Consider the following 21,475-nt stretch of genomic DNA (forward strand, 5'->3'; position numbering starts at 1 on the left):
TTCCATATGGACGTTACTCAAGAACCCAAAGAATACTTTGGAAACTATCGGCTTTTTGTGTAAGGTGATGTGCCCTAGTACGCTACTCTTTGTTGAAGAAAAGAAAATGTTTGCAAACCTTATAAAGGAAATGATTTTAACATTTGCAGAAAAGTTTGGTATGGCGGACAGCTATGAAAAGGGTAAGATGATTGGCGAAGCAATATCATTTGTATTGTCGTTCTTTGTTTCTGGTGCAGGGGTAGTGAAAGCACTCAGGATACTTGACTTGCTGAGGGAATGTAAGGTACTATCAAAAGTGTGTGTTAAGGTTGCGGATAAGGCTATAGCAAGTAAAGAGGCTTTGGCAAAGATGCTGGAGGCGGCGGCACAATGTATTAGCAGGGCTCGTAGTTATTTTAAAAATGCAATTGAAGATGCACTTACTGAATTTAATAAAATTATAAAGGCTCAAGAATACTATGAAGTAGAATTTGTTGATTCATTTGGTAACATTATAAAAGATAGGATCCCAATCAGCGAAATTGAGCCGTTCAATATTAGTAAGATTGATGAGGCATCGGGGTTTGCAAATAAAATTGAACAAGTTTTGGAAAGGATGAATACTTATGAACAAGCACGTAACAAAGCTCTTGAAATTGTAGGTAATTTAGGTCATGATTCTAAACCATATATCGGCAGACTTGGGTCAGGAGAAGGTAAAATTGTTGGTAGGCAATCAGCAGATGGTAAGGTAAGATGGAGATTGGATTATGACCCTCAGAAAGGACCGCATATTAATGTTGAGGATTTCAGAAATGGTAAGAGTACTAAAGCAATAAAAATTGCAATTCCTTTTGAAGGAGATTTGAGTACTGTTGAAACGCTATTAAAAGTATTGAATTCGCAATAAGTTAGGAGGCTAAATATGGCGACTTTGCTCGATGAATGTTTGGATGCACTTGGAGATGATAAGGAAATTCTATCATATAGCGAAACATCTAAAATATTTAAATCTTTTATATCTACTTTTCCAATAACTAAATGGGGGGTAATTGATTGGTCGGGTGTGGATAAAAAGTATATTGTAAGCAAAGCAGAAGAAATTAAGCATATTTTTAAAATGCATAAGCCAGAATCAGATATTAAAGTTTACATACTTTGGAATGATAATTCCTTACCCAGTATAGCCGTAGATATGGATAAAGCTATGAAAGTAATTGATGATGTTACTGCTGTTAGCTTCGACACTTGGCTATATAATGATAAAGAAAAGTATGTCATTGAATTTCATCATGAGGGACTTGTCACTCTAGGTTTTGCTTAAAGCGAAGCGTAAAGAAAGTGTTGAGTAGTTTCCAGAGAGACAAAATACCGTATTATAAGTGTAGCATTTGGCCAAATTTTGTTTGCTTATCAATCTATAAAATTCAATACAAATACTGATAATGCCATAGTATGAAGAGGATTCCGTATTATGGCATTATTTACTATATTGCATAACCCTATATTTAACATTTACACATAAACATGTAATTTAAAGAGTAAAACTATTTTGATACTCTGTCAAAGGGTAGTTTTAAAGTTGAAGTTACTGTAAGTGGTGAAAATAGTAATTATATTGCAGAATGTACCACAGATATTGAGAAGGATAGAGACTGTTCAATTGGTCCGGCACTTGATGCAGTGGGAAATCAGCGGATTCCAAATACTCCCTGGCGAATACCTCCTAACATTCAACATAGATAGTGAAAACAAGATTGATGAGGCAAATGAAGAAAATAATAAAATAACAGTAAAATTCTATGTTGATGATTATGCCGACTCGGCAAGCGGTGCGAAAGAAATAAGGATTTGGCAGGATGTTAAAGGATATTTAAGTACTTATAGTGGAGAACTGTGCTGAGGTTTGGGCTGTTAGAGATGCAGTTATGCAGGGAGCAAAGCTTGATAATATTGTTAGTTCCTTTGTTAATTATTGTGGCTGCTTGCTGGCGAACCCACTTGACATTAACAAAGGGGCTTTCTTCTTTCTACAGGTAAATATTACAGTTGATTTTTATTAAATTTTTTTATGCAACAACAATGACGTTGACATAAAATTTCATATTATATATTACATTAGTTATGCTGAAAAAGGCAGTAGTTGGAAATGCATCAAGCCACTCCATTTTCATAAAGATCTACGAGTCTATATGTCAAAGGGTAGACGTACGTTATCACCTTACGACTATTTGCCCAAAAGTCTATTGGTGAGTTTTATGACTATTCACATGGAGTGGCAAGGAAAATCGATAAAGTATGTATTGCCTGCCTAATGCATGCAGAACAAAGACAGACAAAGTTGATAGGTGATCATGTAGTAAAGTTCATAGTTGAAGATGAAGTTAGGTGCTAACTAAAAATACCCTGTTCGGGACAGTCCCTCGGACAGGGTTAAACACTTGCCCCATATGAAATACATAAAACACCTACTTCTACCAGTTTAAATGAATTACTTTATCCGAAAGGAACAAAAATTCATCTCTTTTCATTCCTATGCTTCCGCTGCTCCTTCCAATTTGTCCTCCATTTTCTCTTCCATAAGCTTTTTGGAAAGCCTGGTGCTTAATAGCAAGCATAAGCCAGCTGTAATGATAAATATAATAAATAAAGTATGAAGAGAATGATTCATAGCTAGCTTAATATTTTCCTGAAGGAATTCATCCTTAGCAGCTGAAATTGTATTCAAATCGTTAACATCTATGTTGTTGATACCTTTACTACTAAAATAGCTAATGGCAGTTATATTAAAAATACTTCCCAATACACTAACGCCTATTGTTTGTCCAAGCGTACGCACAAGAGCGTTTGAAGCTACTGCTATTCCTCTTTTATTGGGGGGGACAGATGTTTGGACTAAAATAGTCAAGGTAGTTAATGTACTTCCAAAACCTACACCTATAATAAAAACGAAAGCTATTAAGATGACAACAGATGAATGAATGCTAAGGGTTGTAAGAAGAATACTGCCGATTAATAAAATTAATGTTGATGAGCCAACAACTGTTCTTTCGCCATATTTTGTAATGGCTTTGGACAATAAAACAGATGATAAAACCCAACCAACTGTCATTGGAACCATCAAAAGGCCTGAGATAATTGCACTGAAGCCTAGTACATTTTGGGTATAGACAGGCATGTATACACTTATCCCAATCATAAGAACTGGAACTAAGAAGCTTATTACATTTACAATGATAGATGATTTTGTAAATATATCAAAGGTAGTATAGGTTCTTTTGCCCGTTTTTCAACAAAATAAAACCCTGTGAATAAAACAATGGCACCCAGTATAATAAATGCAGAAACGGCTAAGTTTTTACTTTCTCCCTTGCTGATTGTCAAAGTACCATATAAAATAAGACTAATGGCACCAGAGAGTAATATGATGCCTGCAAAATCTATGCTGTGCTTTCTTTTTTCAAATTTTTCGATTAGGTTTTTTTGCAGCAGAATGATGGACATAATGCCAAAGGGTATGTTTATAAAAAATATCCAATGCCATGACAACGTCTGTATAAAGAATCCTCCCAGAAATGGTCCCACAAGACTTGCTATTCCCCATACTGAGCCTAGCCAACCCTGAACCTTAGCTCTTTCTGAAAGACTGAAAACATCACCTACGATAGTATAAGTTATAGTAAAAATTGACCCTGCCCCCAGTCCTTGTATAGCTCGGAAAGCAATGAGCTGATTAATGCTTTGGGACAATCCGCACAGGGTGCTTCCTGCAAGGAAAATTATGATTCCTATGCAAAAAACATTTTTCCTTCCATACAGATCACATAGTTTTCCATAGATAGGTGTTGCGATAGCAGATGTCAGCAGATACATGGAAAACACCCAACTTAAAGACTCAAAGCCTTTCAAGTCTTTTACGATTGTAGGTATGGCAGTGGTTACTACGGTCCCCTCTACAGCTCCAAGGAACATTGCAACCATGATCGCAATAATAATATTTCTTTTTTTAGAATCCAATTCAAACAACACTTCCTTTTGGTAATATTTAAACAAGGATATCATTATAGCACTTGGTAATGGTAAATTCAATCTTAACACCGTAGAGTTTTTGTTTATGCAAATTTGAAGGGATAAAGCAAAATATGTATAATATAAATTGTAATAATAAGTATAAATTGGGTTTGATGATTGTTACTAAGCTTGACATGGAGGTTTCTATATTTTATGAATAACAAAGGCAAGTTGCTGCTAAATACAATTAAAATAATGCTGTTGTTTCTGATAATTGCATGCTTGGGGGCATATTTAGGTGAAAAAATAATTAATAACACCACAAAAGCCATAGAAGGTACATTTGTCCAAAATACCGACATTATTGAATTACCTGAAGAGCCTGTCTATAACAACTCAAACGATTCCAATAAAGAAGAAATGCTTCTGCCTGCCTTTTCCTTATTTGAAGGAAAAGAGAAGTGGGGATTTATAGACAGCAAAGGTAATTTCAAAATAAACCCTCAATTTGATAGAGTTGGTGAATTTAACGAAAAAGGTGTAGCCGTTGTTGTGGATGATGCTGAAAAATTACCCAATGATGATTTTTATAGACATAAATGCACCATCAGGTTCATAGATAAGTCTGGTCAGACAATATCAGGGCCATTTACTTCAGATCGTAATGTTATATCATTTTCTGAGGGAATAGCAATTGTTAATAAATTTCATGGTGGAAGTGTTGTAATAGGTGAGGATGGGAAAATTATTTTGGAAAGTGTACACGAACTGCTTGAGTGCAGTGAAGGTTTAATAAAGTTTCGAAAAGAAGGCACGTCATCGGCAGGTATAAACATGCTCTATGGATTTATGGATAAAATGGGCAAAATTATAGTGCCTCCGGAATATCATGAGGCAGATAGTTTTACAGACGGTAAAACCGTTGTTATGTCTTCGAAGGGAAATTATAGAATCATAGACAAAAAAGGCAATATACTGGATACATATAATTTTATAAATGATAAAGAAAAATACTATCATCCATTCCACATAAGTAACGACAAAGAAGGATTACTTACTTTCCTTGATGAGGATATTGATATGTTGGGATATGTGTCTCTAGAAGGAGAAACGGCAATACCTGCAAAATTTAGCAGTACAGGGTATTTTCATGACGGTCTTGCAGTAGTATCAATACATAAGGATGGTAAGAAGAAAAAGCAATACTATGGTGTTATAGATAAGAAAGGCGATTATATAATTGAGCCTGAATATGCGTATATAATCAATATGGGAAACGGGTTATTTAAAGTAATAAAAGAAACAGATAATATGTTATATTATACCGATGCTTTTGATGAGTTGATTAATATGATCGCCCCGGCAGCAATATTTGACACAACGGGGAGGCAGTTGACACAGTTTGACTATTATAATATCGGGAAAAAGATTAATGAAGGTAAGTATATATCTGTTTGTGATGGAGAGAAAACATTTTTCATAGATAAAAACGGTAATGTAGCTAAGGAACTACCAAAGTTTATAGGTTTGGGAATCTTGGAGATTAATGGAGATCTTATTAAGGCAGAGATTGATGGGACTCTGATATATTTAAAAAAGGATGGAACTAAAATTTGGCAAAGCGATAATTCTATGAAGCTTGATAGCAATATAACCGTAAATAAGAATACATGGAGGCTTGGGTTTGCTAAGTTTATCCAATATCCTGAACTCATGGGCCTTTCAGATAAAAAAATAGAGGAAAAAATTAATAATGAGATTAAGGATTTATTTTTAAATGAGCGAATTTCTGTGAAAAAGGCATCTGGAAGATTAATGAATATTATTAAAACTAGTTTTTCAGTACAAAAAAATGAAAACCTGCTCATTGTTTCAGAAGAAGGCAATTTTCCACCATATGAGGGTAATTATAAATATATCGCATATCACTTTGATCTTTTGACAGGAGAACTTTACGATAAAAAAGATCTATTTAAAAGAAGTTCGGATTATGAGGAAAAAATCAACCAAATTATAAAAGGAAGACTTGGAGGTAATTATTTTAATGAGAATATAGACATAAATTTCATTATAAAAGAAGATTCATTAGGATTCTTTTATGATTTGGGGCCAGCAAATGGTGTTATGCAGATTGATATACCGTATGATAAAATAATAGATTTAATTGACACAGAAGGCTATCTCTGGAATTCCTTCGATAAGACCTATTAAGTCAGAATGTAGGAGGAGCAGTCATATGAACGAGAGTTATCATAAAGAAATAACAAGAGCAGCCCTGTCACTTACAGCAACAAAGCTACTCTCCCAGATCCTTTCGGAAAAGTCTGTTATAGGAGATAGGGGAGAGGCAAATAGTCAAAGTGTATCGCATTTTGACAACTGCTGCTGGTATGAAGGGGTTAGATGGATAGAGGAACATCGGCAAAACGCAGTAGATGCCTCTATAAAATATTTTTCAAGTGGAAATGAAGCCGATTTTAATTCAGTGTGTGAAAACCTGAGATATTTGATACATACCACTGAGGATTTTTATTCCCATTCAAATTGGGTTGAAAACAATGACTGGGGTGTTATTGCAGATTTTAGTGCCCCAAAGCCAATCTGGTGGTACAGCGGTTATTATAAAAACTCAAAGCCTAACTTTTACAAGGCTTATTGTGCTGCTATAATTGCAATTCATACTTTTTTAAGGGAAATAAGTACTTCAGGTATTGTATGACGGCAGACAAGGTTGACAAGAATGACAAGGCAGATGATGGCTATCCATTACCTATCAAAAATAACTGGAAGGGTCTTGGTGCATTCTCAGAAGGCTTTTTAAGCATTGATGCTGCTTTTTCCATTGTTGATATTCAAGGAAATATCAAAATATATTTCTTCAAAGGTGATCAGTACATAAGGTATTACTATTTGGGAGATATCAGCCTGACCTCTGCCCCTGACTGGGATATAACATACAGCCAGGTGCGGAGGGATATGATGGCTTCAGATAGCATGGATTCCGGATATCCTCTTTGTATAAGTGAAAATTGGCACGGCCTTGTTAATGACTAGGAAACCCACTATTTAATTTAAAACCGAGAAATTTACTGACATACTTGTAACATTTTTCGAAATCGAAGTCGGAATTATTTATTATTATTTTTCTGAACGGATACTGCATAAAGAGTCTGTCTTCTAATGCCTGTCTTTCTTTGAAGTATTTAACCATTCCATCAAACCCTTTGAGATGTTTTTGTTTGCCATATGGGGAAGTGCAAATGTATTCAATTATAAAATCTCCCCATTCTTTTGGTCTTGAATTATATACTCTCTCAATTGTGGAATATACATCATTTTGTCTTAAATAAATTAGTGAAGGGTTACATAATTTAAATATTTTATAAAGCCCATTATAGTAATCCCTGACCACTTTTAAATTTTCGTTCAGCAGGAGCATGAATGCAGTTAGGGGGTCTTGAAACAAACTTGAATCAAAGATTGATATGGCGTCATCATTGACTAAATTAAATATATGTTTTATCCATCTTTCCTGGTTTAATTGCCTGTATTTGAGTGAATTTGATTGCTTATGTTCAATAAACCATTCATCATCCTTCATATATATGGGGTGATTTTCTGCCCATTCAAAATAGGCATTATGGTCAATCTTGTAGTGATCGAATAAATTTGATATAAAGCCTGTCAATGTGCTCTTTCCAGATCCGGATATTCCTTCAATAAATATTAGTTTTGTTTTAATCATAAGTTCTACCTGCCTTGCTAAAGAAAAAGCATTTTGGATAATAGCAAATCAATTAGTATCATCCTATTATCTATATGAGAAAAAGGTTCATCAATCAATACAAATACTTATCTCAATTAATAGAAATTTATGTAATTTAATTGTATATTTTGTGAATTAGTGATAATATTTTGTTAGTTATAAGTATTTTGTTTAGTAATTTATATGTGTTCCACGAAAGTGAATACATTCCTTATTTTTAAAAGTAATTAACAATTGCAACTTCGAGGTGGAAACATGAGTCAAATTGGTAATGCTTTAAGCATGTACTTTTTATTAAGATCCAGAGGTAAAATGAAAACAAAGGAACTGGCTGATATACTGGAAATTGATAAGAGAACTATCAGCAGATTTAGAGATGAGCTGGAGATTGCAGGGATATATATTGACTCTTTTACTGGCAAACATGGTGGATATAAACTGTCGAATAAAAACATAATATCTGAATGTTATATCTCTGATCAGGAATACAACTCACTTCTTCTTATCGAGAAATATCTCAAAGACAGCAAACATATAGCAAATAAGGATATCACATCATTAACAGAAAAGATCAATTGCGTAAAAAAGACTGGAGGCATATCTTATGATGAATTCTATAACCATCTGAATAAAGTTACTCTGTCTAATGTAGACCATTCGGTTGAGAGAAAGAAACTTCTTGATATTCATTCAGCTTCTCTTTGTAAAAACAAATTGCTTATTAAATACAATTCTTTAAGTTCAGGATTAACAGTACGAATAGTGAGACCATATGCAACATTCGAATATAAAGGAGATATGTATTTTGCAGGTTTTTGTGAGAAGAAAAATACAATTCTAGACTTTAAGATGTGCAGGATAACAGAATATGAGCTGCTGGAGGAGAGGTTTGAAGAAGACAAGAACTTTGATATGAAGAGCTTTATGAGTAATTGCATCGGTATTTATAAAGGTAAGGAGTACAGGATTAAACTAAAGATTAAAAAACCAATTTCTCAGATTATCAAGGAGAAAATATGGGTTGAGAACCAGGTTGTAACTGATTTGGACAATGGTGCAGTGCTTTTTCAGGCAAAAATGAGGGGATTGGAAGAAATAAAGACGTGGATACTTGGGATGGGAAGTGCTGTTACAGTTCTTGAGCCTGAAGAAATTAAAGTAGATATAAGGAATGAAATTAAAAAAATGACAAAAATTTATTTATAACATAAATCTGTCTACAATTGGATTTATAATTTAAGTAGTTAGGAAATAAGTGAGTTTTAGCAATACAAAATAGTAGAAAGGAGGTAAAGAGGTTGAGGCTTAAATGTGATTTTAAGGCTGAAAAATTACCGTTGTCCCATAATATGTTATTTGTAAGTCTGATTAAAGATGCCTTGAAAAAATCCGATACCGGTTATTTTAATAGGCTATACTCCTTCAATGGCAAGACAAATAAGAAAAGCAAGAATTTTTGCTTTTCAGTAAAAATGCATCAGTATGAGATTGAGGGGGATATTGTTTTAATTAAGGACAGAATTTCCCTTCTTGTTAGTTCCCCGGATACAGAATTTATAGTCTATCTTTATAATGGGCTTCTTAAAATTTCCGAGTTCTCTTATAAGGATTATAATCTAATTAAGGGTGGCATCTCAATGGTAAAGGAAAAAGAAGTAAACTCTGGGGATGTAGTTTTCAAAACTGTTTCACCAATCTGTGTAAAAAATAATGAGAATTATTTTATGAAGATTGAGGATGAAGGATTTGAAAGGGAGCTCAACTATATTGCCGGAAAGGTTTTAGAGAATTACCGGGGAGAGGGACTTAGGGAAAAGCTTGTATTCCAGAGTGTAAAGATGAAAAATGTTGTGGTAAGGCAGGAATTAAGAGAGTTCGAGGAAAAAACAGGGAAAAGCTACCTTTATGTAAACTCTTATGAAGGTATATTCAAACTAAGTGGGAACATACATGATCTGAAGGATTTGTATTCTTTGGGGCTTGGATTTAAGCGAAATCAAGGATTTGGAATGTTGGAAGTAGTTTATTAGATAGGAGGTGAGTACGATAAATATGGTTACAATAAGGCTTGCTGATTGGCTTTACAATGCCGGAGCTATTGGGTTAGTAAACATATTACAGCATGCAGAAGATAATATTTTCATTAATGGTCCTGAGATATCATTTAAAGAGGACGTTTTGGAGAACTTTGAAGAAAAATACTTCCGATATTTTATAGATACATATGAAAATACAATGGTGTATTCAAAAGTGTGCGGTAAAATTGAAAAACTATTAAGTATTGAAATTGACGATTCAGTGAAAGAGGAAGTAGAAAAGGATATAGAGTTTATAAAATCTAAAATGAAAAATTCAGCATATAAGGAGCATGTTAGTGTACTGGATTTTAAGAGGCTGGAAAAGCCAAGTAAAAAGCAATTGCAAATTAACAGTAGTTTTTTGATAGAATTAAAAGAAATATTGTCAAGAGAAAAAGATCATATATTGAGGTCGGAATGTACTGGATTCTATGATCAAAAGTCAAAGGCAAGTAAGGCTCCTAATGCAATTATTGATAAATATATTAATACAAATATGTTAGAAATAGAATCAAATGCTCGTGAAATATTTAGTTATTTATCTACTGAGATAGACTCTGATTTCAGGTGTTTTTCATGTGGTAGGACAATAAAAAAAATTGAGAAAGGGTTAAGCTTCTTAAACAGAATGTTTTTTGATACATCAAGAAAGACATCTCATGTATGGAATTTTAATAGTGATATAGAAATATGTCCTATATGTAAAATAGTATATTATTGTATTCCAGCTGGGTTTACAACAATATATGGAAATGGAATATTCATAAACGAAAACCATAGTGTGGTTAACTCACAAAGAATCAATTACACTATTAAACATGAAATTTTAAATAATGCCGATTCCAAAGGCATATATAATGCATTTGGAACAATGATCAGAGCATTGCATGAGAGTATAAATGACAGTAAAAGATATGAGCTTTCAGACATACAGGTGGTTCGATATGAAGATGAGAAATACAGATTCAATTTACTTTCTAAAAACGTACTCAAGGTGCTATTTGATTCAAAGGATGAGTTAAATACTCTAATAAAAACGGGGTTTCAAGAAATTAATACATTTTTCAGACTTTATGATGAGGTCATGAAAAAGCTGTTGAATAATGAAAACCTGTTCTGCCTCATACATAAAGCGATTGTTATAAGGATGTCAAATCAACAGGATGCAAAGTATAACGAGATACATATAAGAAATATGCTCAATATTAATTTGAAATACATGAAAGGAGTCGGATATATGGGGGATACAGAAAGAGATATTGTTAAAATAGCAAGTGTAGCGGGTTACCATTTAAGGGAAGCTTATAAATCAAAGAATTCGGACAATAAACTAAATGGTATTTCTTACAGATTGCTAAATGCATTAAAGACAAATAACAAAAGTATGTTTATGGACACGCTACTGAACTGCTATTTATATACAAACAAGCCGGTGCCAATGTTTGTTACAGAATGTTTAGGCGATGATAATACATTCAAAACCCTTGGTTATGCTTTTGTAACAGGGCTTATTGATGGCAAAAAAAATGAAAACACAAATGGAGGAGATAAATAATGACAAATGCTATGAAACCAAAAGGATTAGTAATATCAATGATATTCGAAGCAGAAAGTGCCAATTACGGTGAAGGTATCGGCAATGTAGCATCTTTAAAAAAGATGGCTAGAGGGAATGGTGAGCAATATACTTACATATCAAGACAAGCTTTGCGTTACAACATTATAGAACAAATCGGAGAGCCTTTAGCTATGGTTAAGGCTGAAGGAAATGGAGATAAAAAGGTAATACAATTTGCTCCTGATTCAACTATAAAAGACTATCCGGAAATTGATTTTTTTGGATACATGAAAACAAAAAAGGGAGAAGGAAGTGCTACACGATCAGCAAAAGTAAGACTTTCAAATGCAGTTTCGCTGGAAACGTTCAAAGGAGACCTGGATTTTCTTACTAATAAAGGACTTGCAGATAGGCTCAATGAGAATATGAATATAGCTCAGTCAGAGATTCATAGATCATATTATAGATACACAATAGCAGCTGATCTTGATCAGATAGGTATTGATGATGTAGACAATGTAAGTATAGAAAATTGTGAAAAAGCCAGAAGGGTAAATAGATTATTGGATACTGTGTCACTTTTGTACAGAGATATCAGAGGAAGAAGAGAGGATTTAAAACCTTTGTTCGCAATAGGTGGAGTCTATGATGTGAAAAATCCTGTTTTTCAGAATGCTCTTGAAGTAAAGGATAATAGAGTGCTGGTTTCCACAATTGAAGGGGTATTATTTGATTTAATAAAAAAGGACACTTATTGTGGGCTTATAGAAGGTAAATTTATCAATGATAAAGAAATAAAAGAAAAATTAAAAGCTACTTCTATGCCTGAGTTCTTTAATAATATTAAAGGAAAGGTTAGCGAATATTATGAGAGCTGTTAGATTAAAAATTGAGCAAGAACTTGTTAATTATAAAGTTCCAACAAGCTTTCAGCTAAAAGAGACATATCCGCTTCCGCCATACTCAACGGTGAGCGGAATGGTCCATTCTCTATGTGGATTTGATGAATATAAAGCCATGAAAATCAGTATTCAAGGGAAATACCTTTCTAAGGTAAATGATTTGTATACAAGGTACGAATTTAAGCCCGGTATGACATATGAAGAGGGAAGACACCAATTAGAAACAAGTGGATTTGGGATAAGCCGTGGTGTGGCAACATGTGAGCTTTTGACAGAAATAGAATTGTTAATTCATTTAATTCCTGAGGAACAATCACTGATTAATGAAATTGAAAAAGCATTTCTATTTCCGGTTGAATTTCCTTCTTTAGGGCGAAGAGAGGACCTGGCTGTAATTAAGGAAGTAAAAATAGTAGATGTAAATGAAAAAACTCTGGAAAATGATATAGAGCTTGATAATAACTATACGGCTTATATTCCTGAAAATTTGATTAATGACAACTCAATTAAATTGGGCGGCGGCGGAAAAGCTGATACTGGTACAAGAGGGACCAGATACAATATTAATAAGTATTATGAAAAAATTAATTATGGTAACGATAGAAGTCCCAAAATTTTTAGAAAATGGAATAAAGTGCAGGTTGTGTATTCTTCAAGAATAATTGCACTAGAAGATGAAAGCGTGCTTGTTGATGAAGATGAGAATATAGTGTTTGCAGTTTGAAAGAAGGTACTTATGAATAACTATTTAGCAAAATCAAATCCAAGTGAAACAATTCAAGAACATACTGACAAACTTATGAAAAACTTAGATTTATTAAAGTGTTTTTATCCTGATTTATTGATAAACTGGCAGCTCCTAGAGACTGCCAGTTTGTACCACGACATGGGTAAAATGAATTTGAAGTTTCAAAGCAAGATAGAGGGCAGGAAAAAATATTCTGATGAAATAGCTCATAACCTATTAAGCCTTGCATTCCTAGATAAAAATGAGTTAAAAAAACAATTTAACGATCAGGAAATTGTCATTCTTGCACAAGCAATAGCCTACCATCATGAAAGGGGAGATTATGATGCTCCCAATTATAAAAATGAGGTAGAAGCTTTAAAATCAGAAGCGACAAATTTTGTATATGATAAGGTTAAAATCACAACAATAAAGAAAATCAGCAATAAATATTTCTCTAATGAAAGGTTTTATGAAACTTCAAAGGATTTTTTTGAATATGTCAAAATCAAAGGATTGCTAAACAGACTGGATTATGCAGCAAGTGGGGGGATTGATGTTGAAGTAAAAAATGATTTTTTGCGTTATGGTCTTGAAAGCTTAAATTACAGCTGGAATGATCTCCAACTATTTATGAAAGATAATTCTGACAAAAACGTTGTTGTTGTAGCTCAGACAGGAATGGGTAAAACAGAAGCAGGCCTTTTATGGATTGGAGATAACAAAGGTTTTTTTACACTACCGTTAAAAACTGCTATAAATGAAATATACAAGAGAGTTGTTGAAAATATTGTTGGTATGGATAAAAGAGATCATATAGGTCTTCTGCATTCCGATACATATAGCAAGTATATTGAGAATAGTTTTGAGGACGAAGATATTGATGAATACTACAGCAAAACCAGGCAGCTTTCATTACCTGTTACTGTATGCACTTTGGACCAAATTTTTGATTTTGTTTATAGATACAGAGGGTTTGAAATGAAATTTGCAACTCTTTGCTACTCAAAGGTTGTAATAGATGAAGTCCAAATGTATTCTCCTGACTTGTTGGCTTATTTAGTAATTGGTCTTTCATACATATCAAAAATTGGTGGTAAGTTTGCAATACTTACAGCCACATTACCCGGCATTGTAACAGATTTATTAAGAAATGAAGAGATTAGTTTTGAAACCCCTAAGCCCTTTATAAATGATAATTATATAAGACATAGCTTAAAGGTAGTCAATAACAGCATCAATGCATCATTTATTATTGAGAAATTCAATAACAATAAAATACTAGTAATATGCAACACGGTTAAAACAGCACAAAAAATATATTATGACTTGATTAATAATACTGAGTTTAGTCAGGGTTGCCCCAATATCAACTTGTTTCACAGTAAATATACAAAAAAAGACAGGAAAATAAAAGAGGAATTGATTGTAAAGTTTGGAAAGGCAGATTGTCAGGATTCAGGTATATGGATTGCAACACAAGTTGTGGAGGCATCTTTGGATATCGATTTTGATGTGTTGATTACGGAGTTGTCGGATATAAATGGACTTTTTCAGAGGATGGGGAGATGTTATAGAAATAGGAGATTTGATAAAAGCGGTTATAATTGTTTTGTTTTTGATGGTGGTGATAAAGCCTGTAGTGGTGTTGGAAAATTTATAGATGAAAAATTATTTGAATTTTCCAAGGAAGTACTAATAAATGTGGATGGAAAAATAAACGAATCAAAAAAGCAAGAGATAATTGAGAATGTTTATAATACAGAAAAAATGAAAGATACAGATTATTACAAAGAGGTCATAAAAACTATAAAATATGTTCAAAGCATAAAAGAACATTCCCTTGAAAAAAAAGAAGTAAAGAAAATATTTAGGAATATCAACAGTGTAACTATTATACCTCTTTGTGTTTACAACGAGAACAAGGGCATAATTGACGATCTCGTAGAAAAAATTCAAGGTGAGGGGGATAAAAGAGAAAAAAGGAAGCTAATTGACCAAATTAATGAGTTTACTGTAGATGTTCAACATTATGATATAGTTAACAGACAGTCAATGAAATTAACAGTCACTAAGCATTTTGAAATCACTATTTATGATGGATTTGAATACGACATAAGAATTGGATTAAGGAAAATTCCTCAAGCACAAAGTGCTTTCAGTGAAGATCTACAAATCTTATAAAGGTGAACCAATATGAGTTTCGATTTTGAATATTTTAAAACCCAGGGAATAAAAGTAAATTACTACCTTATCTGTAAAAGGAAACTATGGCTTTTTTCTAAAGGGATTACAATGGAGCACTTAAATGACAGGGTACTTAGCGGAAAGTTGTTACATGAATCAGCATATCCCAGGCAGAAAAATAGAGAGGTTCTAATTGATGATATTTTAAAGGTTGACATAATTGATGACGATTATATCAGAGAGATAAAGATAAGCAGTAAAATGGGCGAAGCAGACAGGATGCAAGTATTGTATTACCTTTATTACTTAAAGAAGATTGGAATTGAGAAAAAGGGTATTGTGAACTATGTAAAAGAAAAAAGGCAGGAATTCTTTGAGCTTGGGGAAGTTGAAGAGAGGGAGGTTGAAAAGATTCTGATTGGTGTAAAAGAAATAACCGAACTTGCTACCCCCCCACTTCTTGCCAAGCTATCCTATTGCAAAAAATGTGCATATTATGAATTCTGTTTTGCAAGTGAGGTGGAGTAGAGTTGGGAAAAGACTATTATGTACTTAGTAATGGAAGGCTCAAGAGAAAAGAAAATACTGTGTATTTTATAGATGGAAACGACATCAAAAGAGCTTTACCTATAGAACAGATCGACACTTTACATGTATTTGGAGAGGTTGATTTAAATACGAAATTTCTATCTTACATATCAGAGTATGGATTACTTCTTAATTTTTATAATTATTATGGATACTATACCGGATCATTTTACCCCAGGAAAAGAAATGTATCAGGATTTCTTGTTGTCAAACAATCTGAGCATTATATGAAGTTTGATAAAAGGTTATACCTGGCAAAATGTTTTGTCAATAGTGCAAGATTTCATATAAAAAGGAATTTGAGAAATTATTCCAATATTCCTGAGGAATTAATGGATGCTATTGACAAAGAAGTCGTAGATTCTGCAGATGATATTAATGTTCTAATGGGAATGGAAGGGAGAATCAGAAATAATTATTATAAAGCATTTAAATATTTTCTAAGAGATGAGTTTTGTATGGAAAAAAGAGAAAAGAGGCCTCCAACTAATCCTATTAACGCTATCATATCATTTGGAAATAGCTTAATGTACACTACAGTTCTTGGGCAAATTTATTCTACTCAACTAGATCCAACGGTAAGCTATCTACATGAGCCTTCTACAAGAAGGTTTTCTTTAAGTCTTGATTTAGCAGAAATATTTAAGCCGCTTATCATTGATCCATTAATATTTAGTATGATAAATAACCGTATGATCAATAGTGATGATTTTAGTGTTCAAGATGGTGTTTGTAGTTTAAATGAATCCGGCAGAAAAAAGTTTATCAGTGAGTACGAAAAGAAGCTCGCAGTAACTATAAAACATCGTAAATTAAACAGGAATGTATCATACAAATCATTCATAAGACTTGAATGTTATAAATTAATAAGATACCTCATCGGCGATGAAGTATACAAGCCCTTGAAAGCGTGGTGGTGAGGATTTTTGTAATTTTAACTTATGATGTATCCGAGAAAAAAGTAAATAAAGTAAGGAAAGCACTTAAGAAGTATTTGACCTGGACTCAAAATTCGGTGTTTGAAGGGGAAATTTCTGATGCAATACTGCAAAAGTGCATGCTAGAAATCAGCGGGATTATTGACAAGATGAGTGATTCTGTGTATATATATGTTATTGAAAACTCAAGGAATGTGAAGAAAAGCAAAATTGGTATAGAAAAAGCCTTTGATGAAACAATTATTTAAATTTGCAGCAAACCATATTTTGATTTAAGTGGGCTCAACATATTGGTATATAAGGAATAGAGAGTCATAGCCATGCTAATTACAATTCACTATTGCAGGGTTACTGCTAATGTTATACGTTTCGGGATTTAATGGATGTCTGGAACGTGCATCAATAGAGGGCTGTAGGATTTGCATAAATTGGGTCAGGCATTAACTATGTGGGATGTAAAGATAGCTCCTGCTGTATCTGATGAATAACCAGCCCTAGTCAGGCATTAACTATGTGGGATGTAAAGTAGGTATAGGCGGTACATTTTTAGAGTTTAACACAGTCAGGCATTAACTATGTGGGATGTAAAGCTACCCTCATGCACCCCAGCATGATCTGTAGTAATAGTCAGGCATTAACTATGTGGGATGTAAAGTAGTTCCTCCTTATATTGCCACTCCTATTGCTATTTGGTCAGGCATTAACTATGTGGGATGTAAAGCATATAATACATCCACAATGAAACTACTTGAACATGGTCAGGCATTAACTATGTGGGATGTAAAGCGTTTAACATTGGTAAATGAATCAATTTCCTCTTGGTCAGGCATTAACTATGTGGGATGTAAAGGTAAAGATAGTTGACGATATATAGTTAACAATAATCGTCAGGCATTAACTATGTGGGATGTAAAGGAGAAGCAATAATTTTATTAAAGCTTTCTGAATCAGTCAGGCATTAACTATGTGGGATGTAAAGAGCCAAAAAGCTACGAACACGAATATTTAGGAGAGGTCAGGCATTAACTATGTGGGATGTAAAGTAATCTATTGCATTGATTAGAGGTTTACGAATGTCTGTCAGGCATTAACTATGTGGGATGTAAAGTCCTCACAATAGGCTGTATTTTATTGGCTGTATATGTCAGGCATTAACTATGTGGGATGTAAAGTCTTCTATCATTTCGCAAGCTAAGTCTTCATATTTTTGTCAGGCATTAACTATGTGGGATGTAAAGACACTCTTGACATACTTTTATACACGGCTTTTCAAGGTCAGGCATTAACTATGTGGGATGTAAAGACAGGACAAAGTGATGATATTGTTAACTTATCGGCTGTCAGGCATTAACTATGTGGGATGTAAAGTTAGTCTTATGTCGCTACCGGGTTTGCACTTAATAGTCAGGCATTAACTATGTGGGATGTAAAGGTATCTAAACCAATGTCGTTTTATCATGTTCCCTTCGTCAGGCATTAACTATGTGGGATGTAAAGTGAAAAAAATAGCGAATCAGCAACAGAAGTAATCCGTCAGGCATTAACTATGTGGGATGTAAAGCGAATTTTTACTAAATCACCTTTTTTAACGTTTTCTGTCAGGCATTAACTATGTGGGATGTAAAGTTTTACTATCTCCTTTCAAGCTGATTCGTTCAACGGTCAGGCATTAACTATGTGGGATGTAAAGGCGAATCCATTAACGACAGAACAATTGAGCCAGCCCAGTCAGGCATTAACTATGTGGGATGTAAAGAACCCAAATTCCCCTTTAATACCAATTTTATTAAGTGTCAGGCATTAACTATGTGGGATGTAAAGGCGTGTAAATCTCTCTGCTGTCTCATCATTGTATGATGCGTCAGGCATTAACTATGTGGGATGTAAAGTGTGGCTTACTTTCTGAAAATTCAAAGTCGTATGGGGTCAGGCATTAACTATGTGGGATGTAAAGTAGGATTAGCACTATCAGTGGAAAGTTCAGCAGCTTGTCAGGCATTAACTATGTGGGATGTAAAGGTTAATTTTTACATCATTATAGTTACCATAATCAAAGTCAGGCATTAACTATGTGGGATGTAAAGGATGGCAGCAAAGAAGGTTGGAAAGAATCAGATGATAGTCAGGCATTAACTATGTGGGATGTAAAGAAAGACTTAACCCCTTCAAACCCTTGCCCAATAACCGTCAGGCATTAACTATGTGGGATGTAAAGTATGTAGTATAAATAGCCGATACTTGACCATCGCTGTCAGGCATTAACTATGTGGGATGTAAAGCGTTTAACATTGGTAAATGAATCAATTTCCTCTTGGGTCAGGCATTAACTATGTGGGATGTAAAGTTTGCATCCTTTTCAAGTTCATATGTCATAAACTCGTCAGGCATTAACTATGTGGGATGTAAAGTGTTTATTTGACCACAAACAAGCACTTTTAATTTCAGTCAGGCATTAACTATGTGGGATGTAAAGTTATAAATTTGTTTTGCAGCTTTTCCCATAAAGTCGTCAGGCATTAACTATGTGGGATGTAAAGTTTGGTTAAGTATTTCTTTTCCAGTTAACTTCTCAGTCAGGCATTAACTATGTGGGATGTAAAGCAGATTGAAATAGAAGAACCCGAGAACCCATTTAAAAAGTCAGGCATTAACTATGTGGGATGTAAAGCACCTATACGATATATCTCTAAACTCAAAGGTTGCTTTTTGTCAGGCATTAACTATGTGGGATGTAAAGTTGCAATTCCTGTTGACTATTTTCAGAGTTTTTCAAAAAGTCAGGCATTAACTATGTGGGATGTAAAGGGTATTCATCGTAGGTCATTCCTAACTGACCGACTGGTCAGGCATTAACTATGTGGGATGTAAAGGGCCCATTGCATCCCTTGCTACATCGATAGGATCAAGTCAGGCATTAACTATGTGGGATGTAAAGATTGCTGCTATAATTGACGCCCATTTCTTGATAGTAAGTCAGGCATTAACTATGTGGGATGTAAAGTTTGCAAGAGATGCATATGAAGATACATTTAAGATCGTCAGGCATTAACTATGTGGGATGTAAAGCTGAAAGAACTCATTTAAAACGCCTTTTAGAGGATTTGTCAGGCATTAACTATGTGGGATGTAAAGCAGCAAAAAGGAAGCGGATTACTATTGCGAATTAAAGCGTCAGGCATTAACTATGTGGGATGTAAAGTATTGCAAATACTGAAGGTTCCTTTCTTTCATCTGGTCAGGCATTAACTATGTGGGATGTAAAGCTGTAATTTAAACTCTATTTTTTCAAGTTCATAAATGTCAGGCATTAACTATGTGGGATGTAAAGTAGTTCCCTAGCAGTTTCTTTGTGTATTTCACATTGTCAGGCATTAACTATGTGGGATGTAAAGTCTTTTGTAGTACGTGGGAAGCCTTGCAGCATAGCGTCAGGCATTAACTATGTGGGATGTAAAGGGAGTTATAAAAATAGTATCCAATCCTATACCACTTGTCAGGCATTAACTATGTGGGATGTAAAGACAAAGGGCTACATAGTAAAATAGAGATTAAGACGGCGTCAGGCATTAACTATGTGGGATGTAAAGCACATTATAGTGCAGCCAGGGGAATCAAATATACTTGTCAGGCATTAACTATGTGGGATGTAAAGATGTTACCGCAATCAACAGGCACAAGCACAAAAGCGTCAGGCATTAACTATGTGGGATGTAAAGCAGTATTTGGTGTGGCGTGTGCAGCATATGCAGCCGTCAGGCATTAACTATGTGGGATGTAAAGTTATACTTGTTATAGCTATAGAACCCTTTAGCATTCGTCAGGCATTAACTATGTGGGATGTAAAGTTTTATGTAAGCTCTCGGCTACTTCTGCGTCAGCTGTCAGGCATTAACTATGTGGGATGTAAAGCGTGCTTATTACTGCCATTCGTGCAGAGAAGAAAGAGTCAGGCATTAACTATGTGGGATGTAAAGTATGCTTCCTTGTATTGAGGATAAATAGAATAATCAGTCAGGCATTAACTATGTGGGATGTAAAGTGAAAAAAGATACACTGTTAAGAAAGATTGAAGAGGGTCAGGCATTAACTATGTGGGATGTAAAGTATATATTTCAATACCTGTTAATAACTCCAAAATATCGTCAGGCATTAACTATGTGGGATATAAAGCAAATATGATCAATTTATTGTCATAGCTTATTAATCGTCAGGCATTAACTATGTGGGATGTATATACTTTGACATGCTCGTAAAGGGCGGAACTGTCAGGCATTAACTATGTGGGATGTAAAGATTATCCACTGGACAATTCTAAAAACAAGCTTAGCCAGTCAGGCATTAACTATGTGGGATGTAAAGAGTGCATTTGCTGCTGTATTGACCATCATAGTACCGTCAGGCATTAACTATGTGGGATGTAAAGTTGTTATTTGTATTTATGCACGCTAACGTGCATCTAAGTCAGGCATTAACTATGTGGGATGTAAAGAATAACAGTAGAACTTAATAGCAAAAGACAAATTAGTCAGGCATTAACTATGTGGGATGTAAAGCTGAGATAATGGAACAATCCCTTATATGTGACAAACTTGTCAGGCATTAACTATGTGGGATGTAAAGTAATAACCGCAAAATAGATATATACCAAACAATTTAGTCAGGCATTAACTATGTGGGATGTAAAGGGTAAAGCAATCACATTTAATGTGCAATATGATTCAGTCAGGCATTAACTATG

General features: G+C 34.1%; 15 protein-coding genes, 2 pseudogenes and 1 CRISPR repeat array (1 of these 18 cut by a window edge). Of the genes and pseudogenes, 15 read left to right on the forward strand and 2 right to left on the reverse strand.

Annotated features, from left to right (window positions below; all coding sequences use genetic code 11):
- The 3 genes from VIO64_RS22180 to VIO64_RS22190 all read left to right on the forward strand — a co-directional run.
- On the forward strand, nt 1-892 hold an 892-nt coding region (locus VIO64_RS22180; protein WP_331921930.1), incomplete at its 5' end, for a hypothetical protein.
- Nucleotides 893-907: 15 nt separating this feature from the next.
- Nucleotides 908-1,306, forward strand: coding sequence for a hypothetical protein (locus VIO64_RS22185; protein WP_331921931.1), 399 nt, complete (start codon nt 908-910; stop codon nt 1,304-1,306).
- Nucleotides 1,307-1,579: 273 nt separating this feature from the next.
- On the forward strand, nt 1,580-1,885 hold the full coding sequence (locus VIO64_RS22190) for a CARDB domain-containing protein (protein ID WP_331921932.1): 306 nt from the start codon (nt 1,580-1,582) through the stop codon (nt 1,883-1,885).
- A 630-nt stretch (nt 1,886-2,515) separates the two neighbouring features.
- Here VIO64_RS22190 and VIO64_RS23190 read toward each other — a convergent pair.
- Nucleotides 2,516-3,999: pseudogene (locus tag VIO64_RS23190) on the reverse strand (MDR family MFS transporter).
- A 207-nt stretch (nt 4,000-4,206) separates the two neighbouring features.
- Between VIO64_RS23190 and VIO64_RS22205 the strand changes: the two are divergent.
- From VIO64_RS22205 to VIO64_RS22215, 3 genes are read left to right on the forward strand one after another with little or no spacing between them, the layout of a single operon-like run.
- Complete coding sequence (locus VIO64_RS22205) at nt 4,207-6,204, forward strand: WG repeat-containing protein (RefSeq protein ID WP_331921935.1); 1,998 nt, start codon at nt 4,207-4,209, stop codon at nt 6,202-6,204.
- A 25-nt stretch (nt 6,205-6,229) separates the two neighbouring features.
- Nucleotides 6,230-6,712 carry a hypothetical protein gene (locus VIO64_RS22210; protein WP_331921936.1) on the forward strand — a complete coding sequence of 161 codons (483 nt, stop codon included), beginning with the start codon at nt 6,230-6,232 and terminating at the stop codon, nt 6,710-6,712.
- Nucleotides 6,709-7,047 carry a hypothetical protein gene (locus VIO64_RS22215; RefSeq protein WP_331921937.1) on the forward strand — a complete coding sequence of 113 codons (339 nt, stop codon included), beginning with the start codon at nt 6,709-6,711 and terminating at the stop codon, nt 7,045-7,047. The genes VIO64_RS22210 and VIO64_RS22215 overlap by 4 nt, the downstream gene beginning before the upstream one ends.
- Here VIO64_RS22215 and VIO64_RS22220 read toward each other — a convergent pair.
- Nucleotides 7,037-7,738 (reverse strand): hypothetical protein, encoded by a 702-nt coding sequence (locus VIO64_RS22220; RefSeq protein ID WP_331921938.1) that lies wholly within the window; start codon nt 7,736-7,738, stop codon nt 7,037-7,039. The two genes, VIO64_RS22215 and VIO64_RS22220, sit on opposite strands and share 11 nt — an antisense overlap.
- Nucleotides 7,739-8,014: 276 nt before the next feature.
- On the opposite strand from VIO64_RS22220, the gene VIO64_RS22225 reads away from it, so the two are divergent.
- The 9 genes and pseudogenes from VIO64_RS22225 to cas2 all read left to right on the forward strand — a co-directional run bounded on the left by VIO64_RS22225 (nt 8,015) and on the right by cas2 (nt 16,985).
- On the forward strand, nt 8,015-8,965 hold the full coding sequence (locus VIO64_RS22225; protein ID WP_331921939.1) for a WYL domain-containing transcriptional regulator: 951 nt from the start codon (nt 8,015-8,017) through the stop codon (nt 8,963-8,965).
- Nucleotides 8,966-9,057: 92 nt separating this feature from the next.
- Nucleotides 9,058-9,789, forward strand: coding sequence for a CRISPR-associated endoribonuclease Cas6 (cas6, locus tag VIO64_RS22230; RefSeq protein WP_331921940.1), 732 nt, complete (start codon nt 9,058-9,060; stop codon nt 9,787-9,789).
- Between the two features lie 22 nt (nt 9,790-9,811).
- Complete coding sequence (gene cas8a1, locus VIO64_RS22235; RefSeq protein WP_331921941.1) at nt 9,812-11,392, forward strand: type I-B CRISPR-associated protein Cas8b1/Cst1; 1,581 nt, start codon at nt 9,812-9,814, stop codon at nt 11,390-11,392.
- Nucleotides 11,392-12,276, forward strand: a complete 885-nt coding sequence (cas7i, locus tag VIO64_RS22240; protein ID WP_331921942.1) for a type I-B CRISPR-associated protein Cas7/Cst2/DevR — start codon at nt 11,392-11,394, stop codon at nt 12,274-12,276. Before cas8a1 ends, cas7i begins: the two co-directional genes overlap by 1 nt.
- Nucleotides 12,263-12,943: pseudogene (cas5b, locus tag VIO64_RS22245) on the forward strand (type I-B CRISPR-associated protein Cas5b); the annotation flags it as partial. The gene cas7i and the pseudogene cas5b, both read left to right, overlap by 14 nt.
- Before the next feature lie 90 nt (nt 12,944-13,033).
- Nucleotides 13,034-15,208, forward strand: coding sequence for a CRISPR-associated helicase Cas3' (cas3, locus tag VIO64_RS22250; protein ID WP_331921944.1), 2,175 nt, complete (start codon nt 13,034-13,036; stop codon nt 15,206-15,208).
- 12 nt (nt 15,209-15,220) lie between these two features.
- Nucleotides 15,221-15,739, forward strand: a complete 519-nt coding sequence (gene cas4 / locus VIO64_RS22255) for a CRISPR-associated protein Cas4 (RefSeq protein WP_331921945.1) — start codon at nt 15,221-15,223, stop codon at nt 15,737-15,739.
- Between the two features lie 2 nt (nt 15,740-15,741).
- On the forward strand, nt 15,742-16,719 hold the full coding sequence (gene cas1b, locus VIO64_RS22260) for a type I-B CRISPR-associated endonuclease Cas1b (protein ID WP_331921946.1): 978 nt from the start codon (nt 15,742-15,744) through the stop codon (nt 16,717-16,719).
- Between the two features lie 2 nt (nt 16,720-16,721).
- Nucleotides 16,722-16,985, forward strand: coding sequence for a CRISPR-associated endonuclease Cas2 (gene cas2 / locus VIO64_RS22265; protein WP_331921951.1), 264 nt, complete (start codon nt 16,722-16,724; stop codon nt 16,983-16,985).
- A 184-nt stretch (nt 16,986-17,169) separates the two neighbouring features.
- A CRISPR array of direct repeats spans nt 17,170-21,475; the repeat unit is 29 nt; unit sequence GTCAGGCATTAACTATGTGGGATGTAAAG (it continues 1,702 nt past the right edge of the window).

Origin of the sequence: Pseudobacteroides sp., from assembly GCF_036567765.1 — a bacterium.
Classification (GTDB): Bacteria; Bacillota; Clostridia; order Acetivibrionales; family DSM-2933; genus Pseudobacteroides.

Coding starts and splice junctions, on each gene's coding strand:
- VIO64_RS22185 (WP_331921931.1), top strand. CDS start 908: ATGGCGACTTTGCTCGATGAATGTTTGGATGCACTTGGAGATGATAAG.
- VIO64_RS22205 (WP_331921935.1), top strand. CDS start 4,207: ATGAATAACAAAGGCAAGTTGCTGCTAAATACAATTAAAATAATGCTG.
- VIO64_RS22210 (WP_331921936.1), top strand. CDS start 6,230: ATGAACGAGAGTTATCATAAAGAAATAACAAGAGCAGCCCTGTCACTT.
- VIO64_RS22215 (WP_331921937.1), top strand. CDS start 6,709: ATGACGGCAGACAAGGTTGACAAGAATGACAAGGCAGATGATGGCTAT.
- VIO64_RS22220 (WP_331921938.1), bottom strand. CDS start 7,738: ATGATTAAAACAAAACTAATATTTATTGAAGGAATATCCGGATCTGGA.
- VIO64_RS22225 (WP_331921939.1), top strand. CDS start 8,015: ATGAGTCAAATTGGTAATGCTTTAAGCATGTACTTTTTATTAAGATCC.
- cas8a1 (WP_331921941.1), top strand. CDS start 9,812: ATGGTTACAATAAGGCTTGCTGATTGGCTTTACAATGCCGGAGCTATT.
- cas7i (WP_331921942.1), top strand. CDS start 11,392: ATGACAAATGCTATGAAACCAAAAGGATTAGTAATATCAATGATATTC.
- cas3 (WP_331921944.1), top strand. CDS start 13,034: ATGAATAACTATTTAGCAAAATCAAATCCAAGTGAAACAATTCAAGAA.
- cas4 (WP_331921945.1), top strand. CDS start 15,221: ATGAGTTTCGATTTTGAATATTTTAAAACCCAGGGAATAAAAGTAAAT.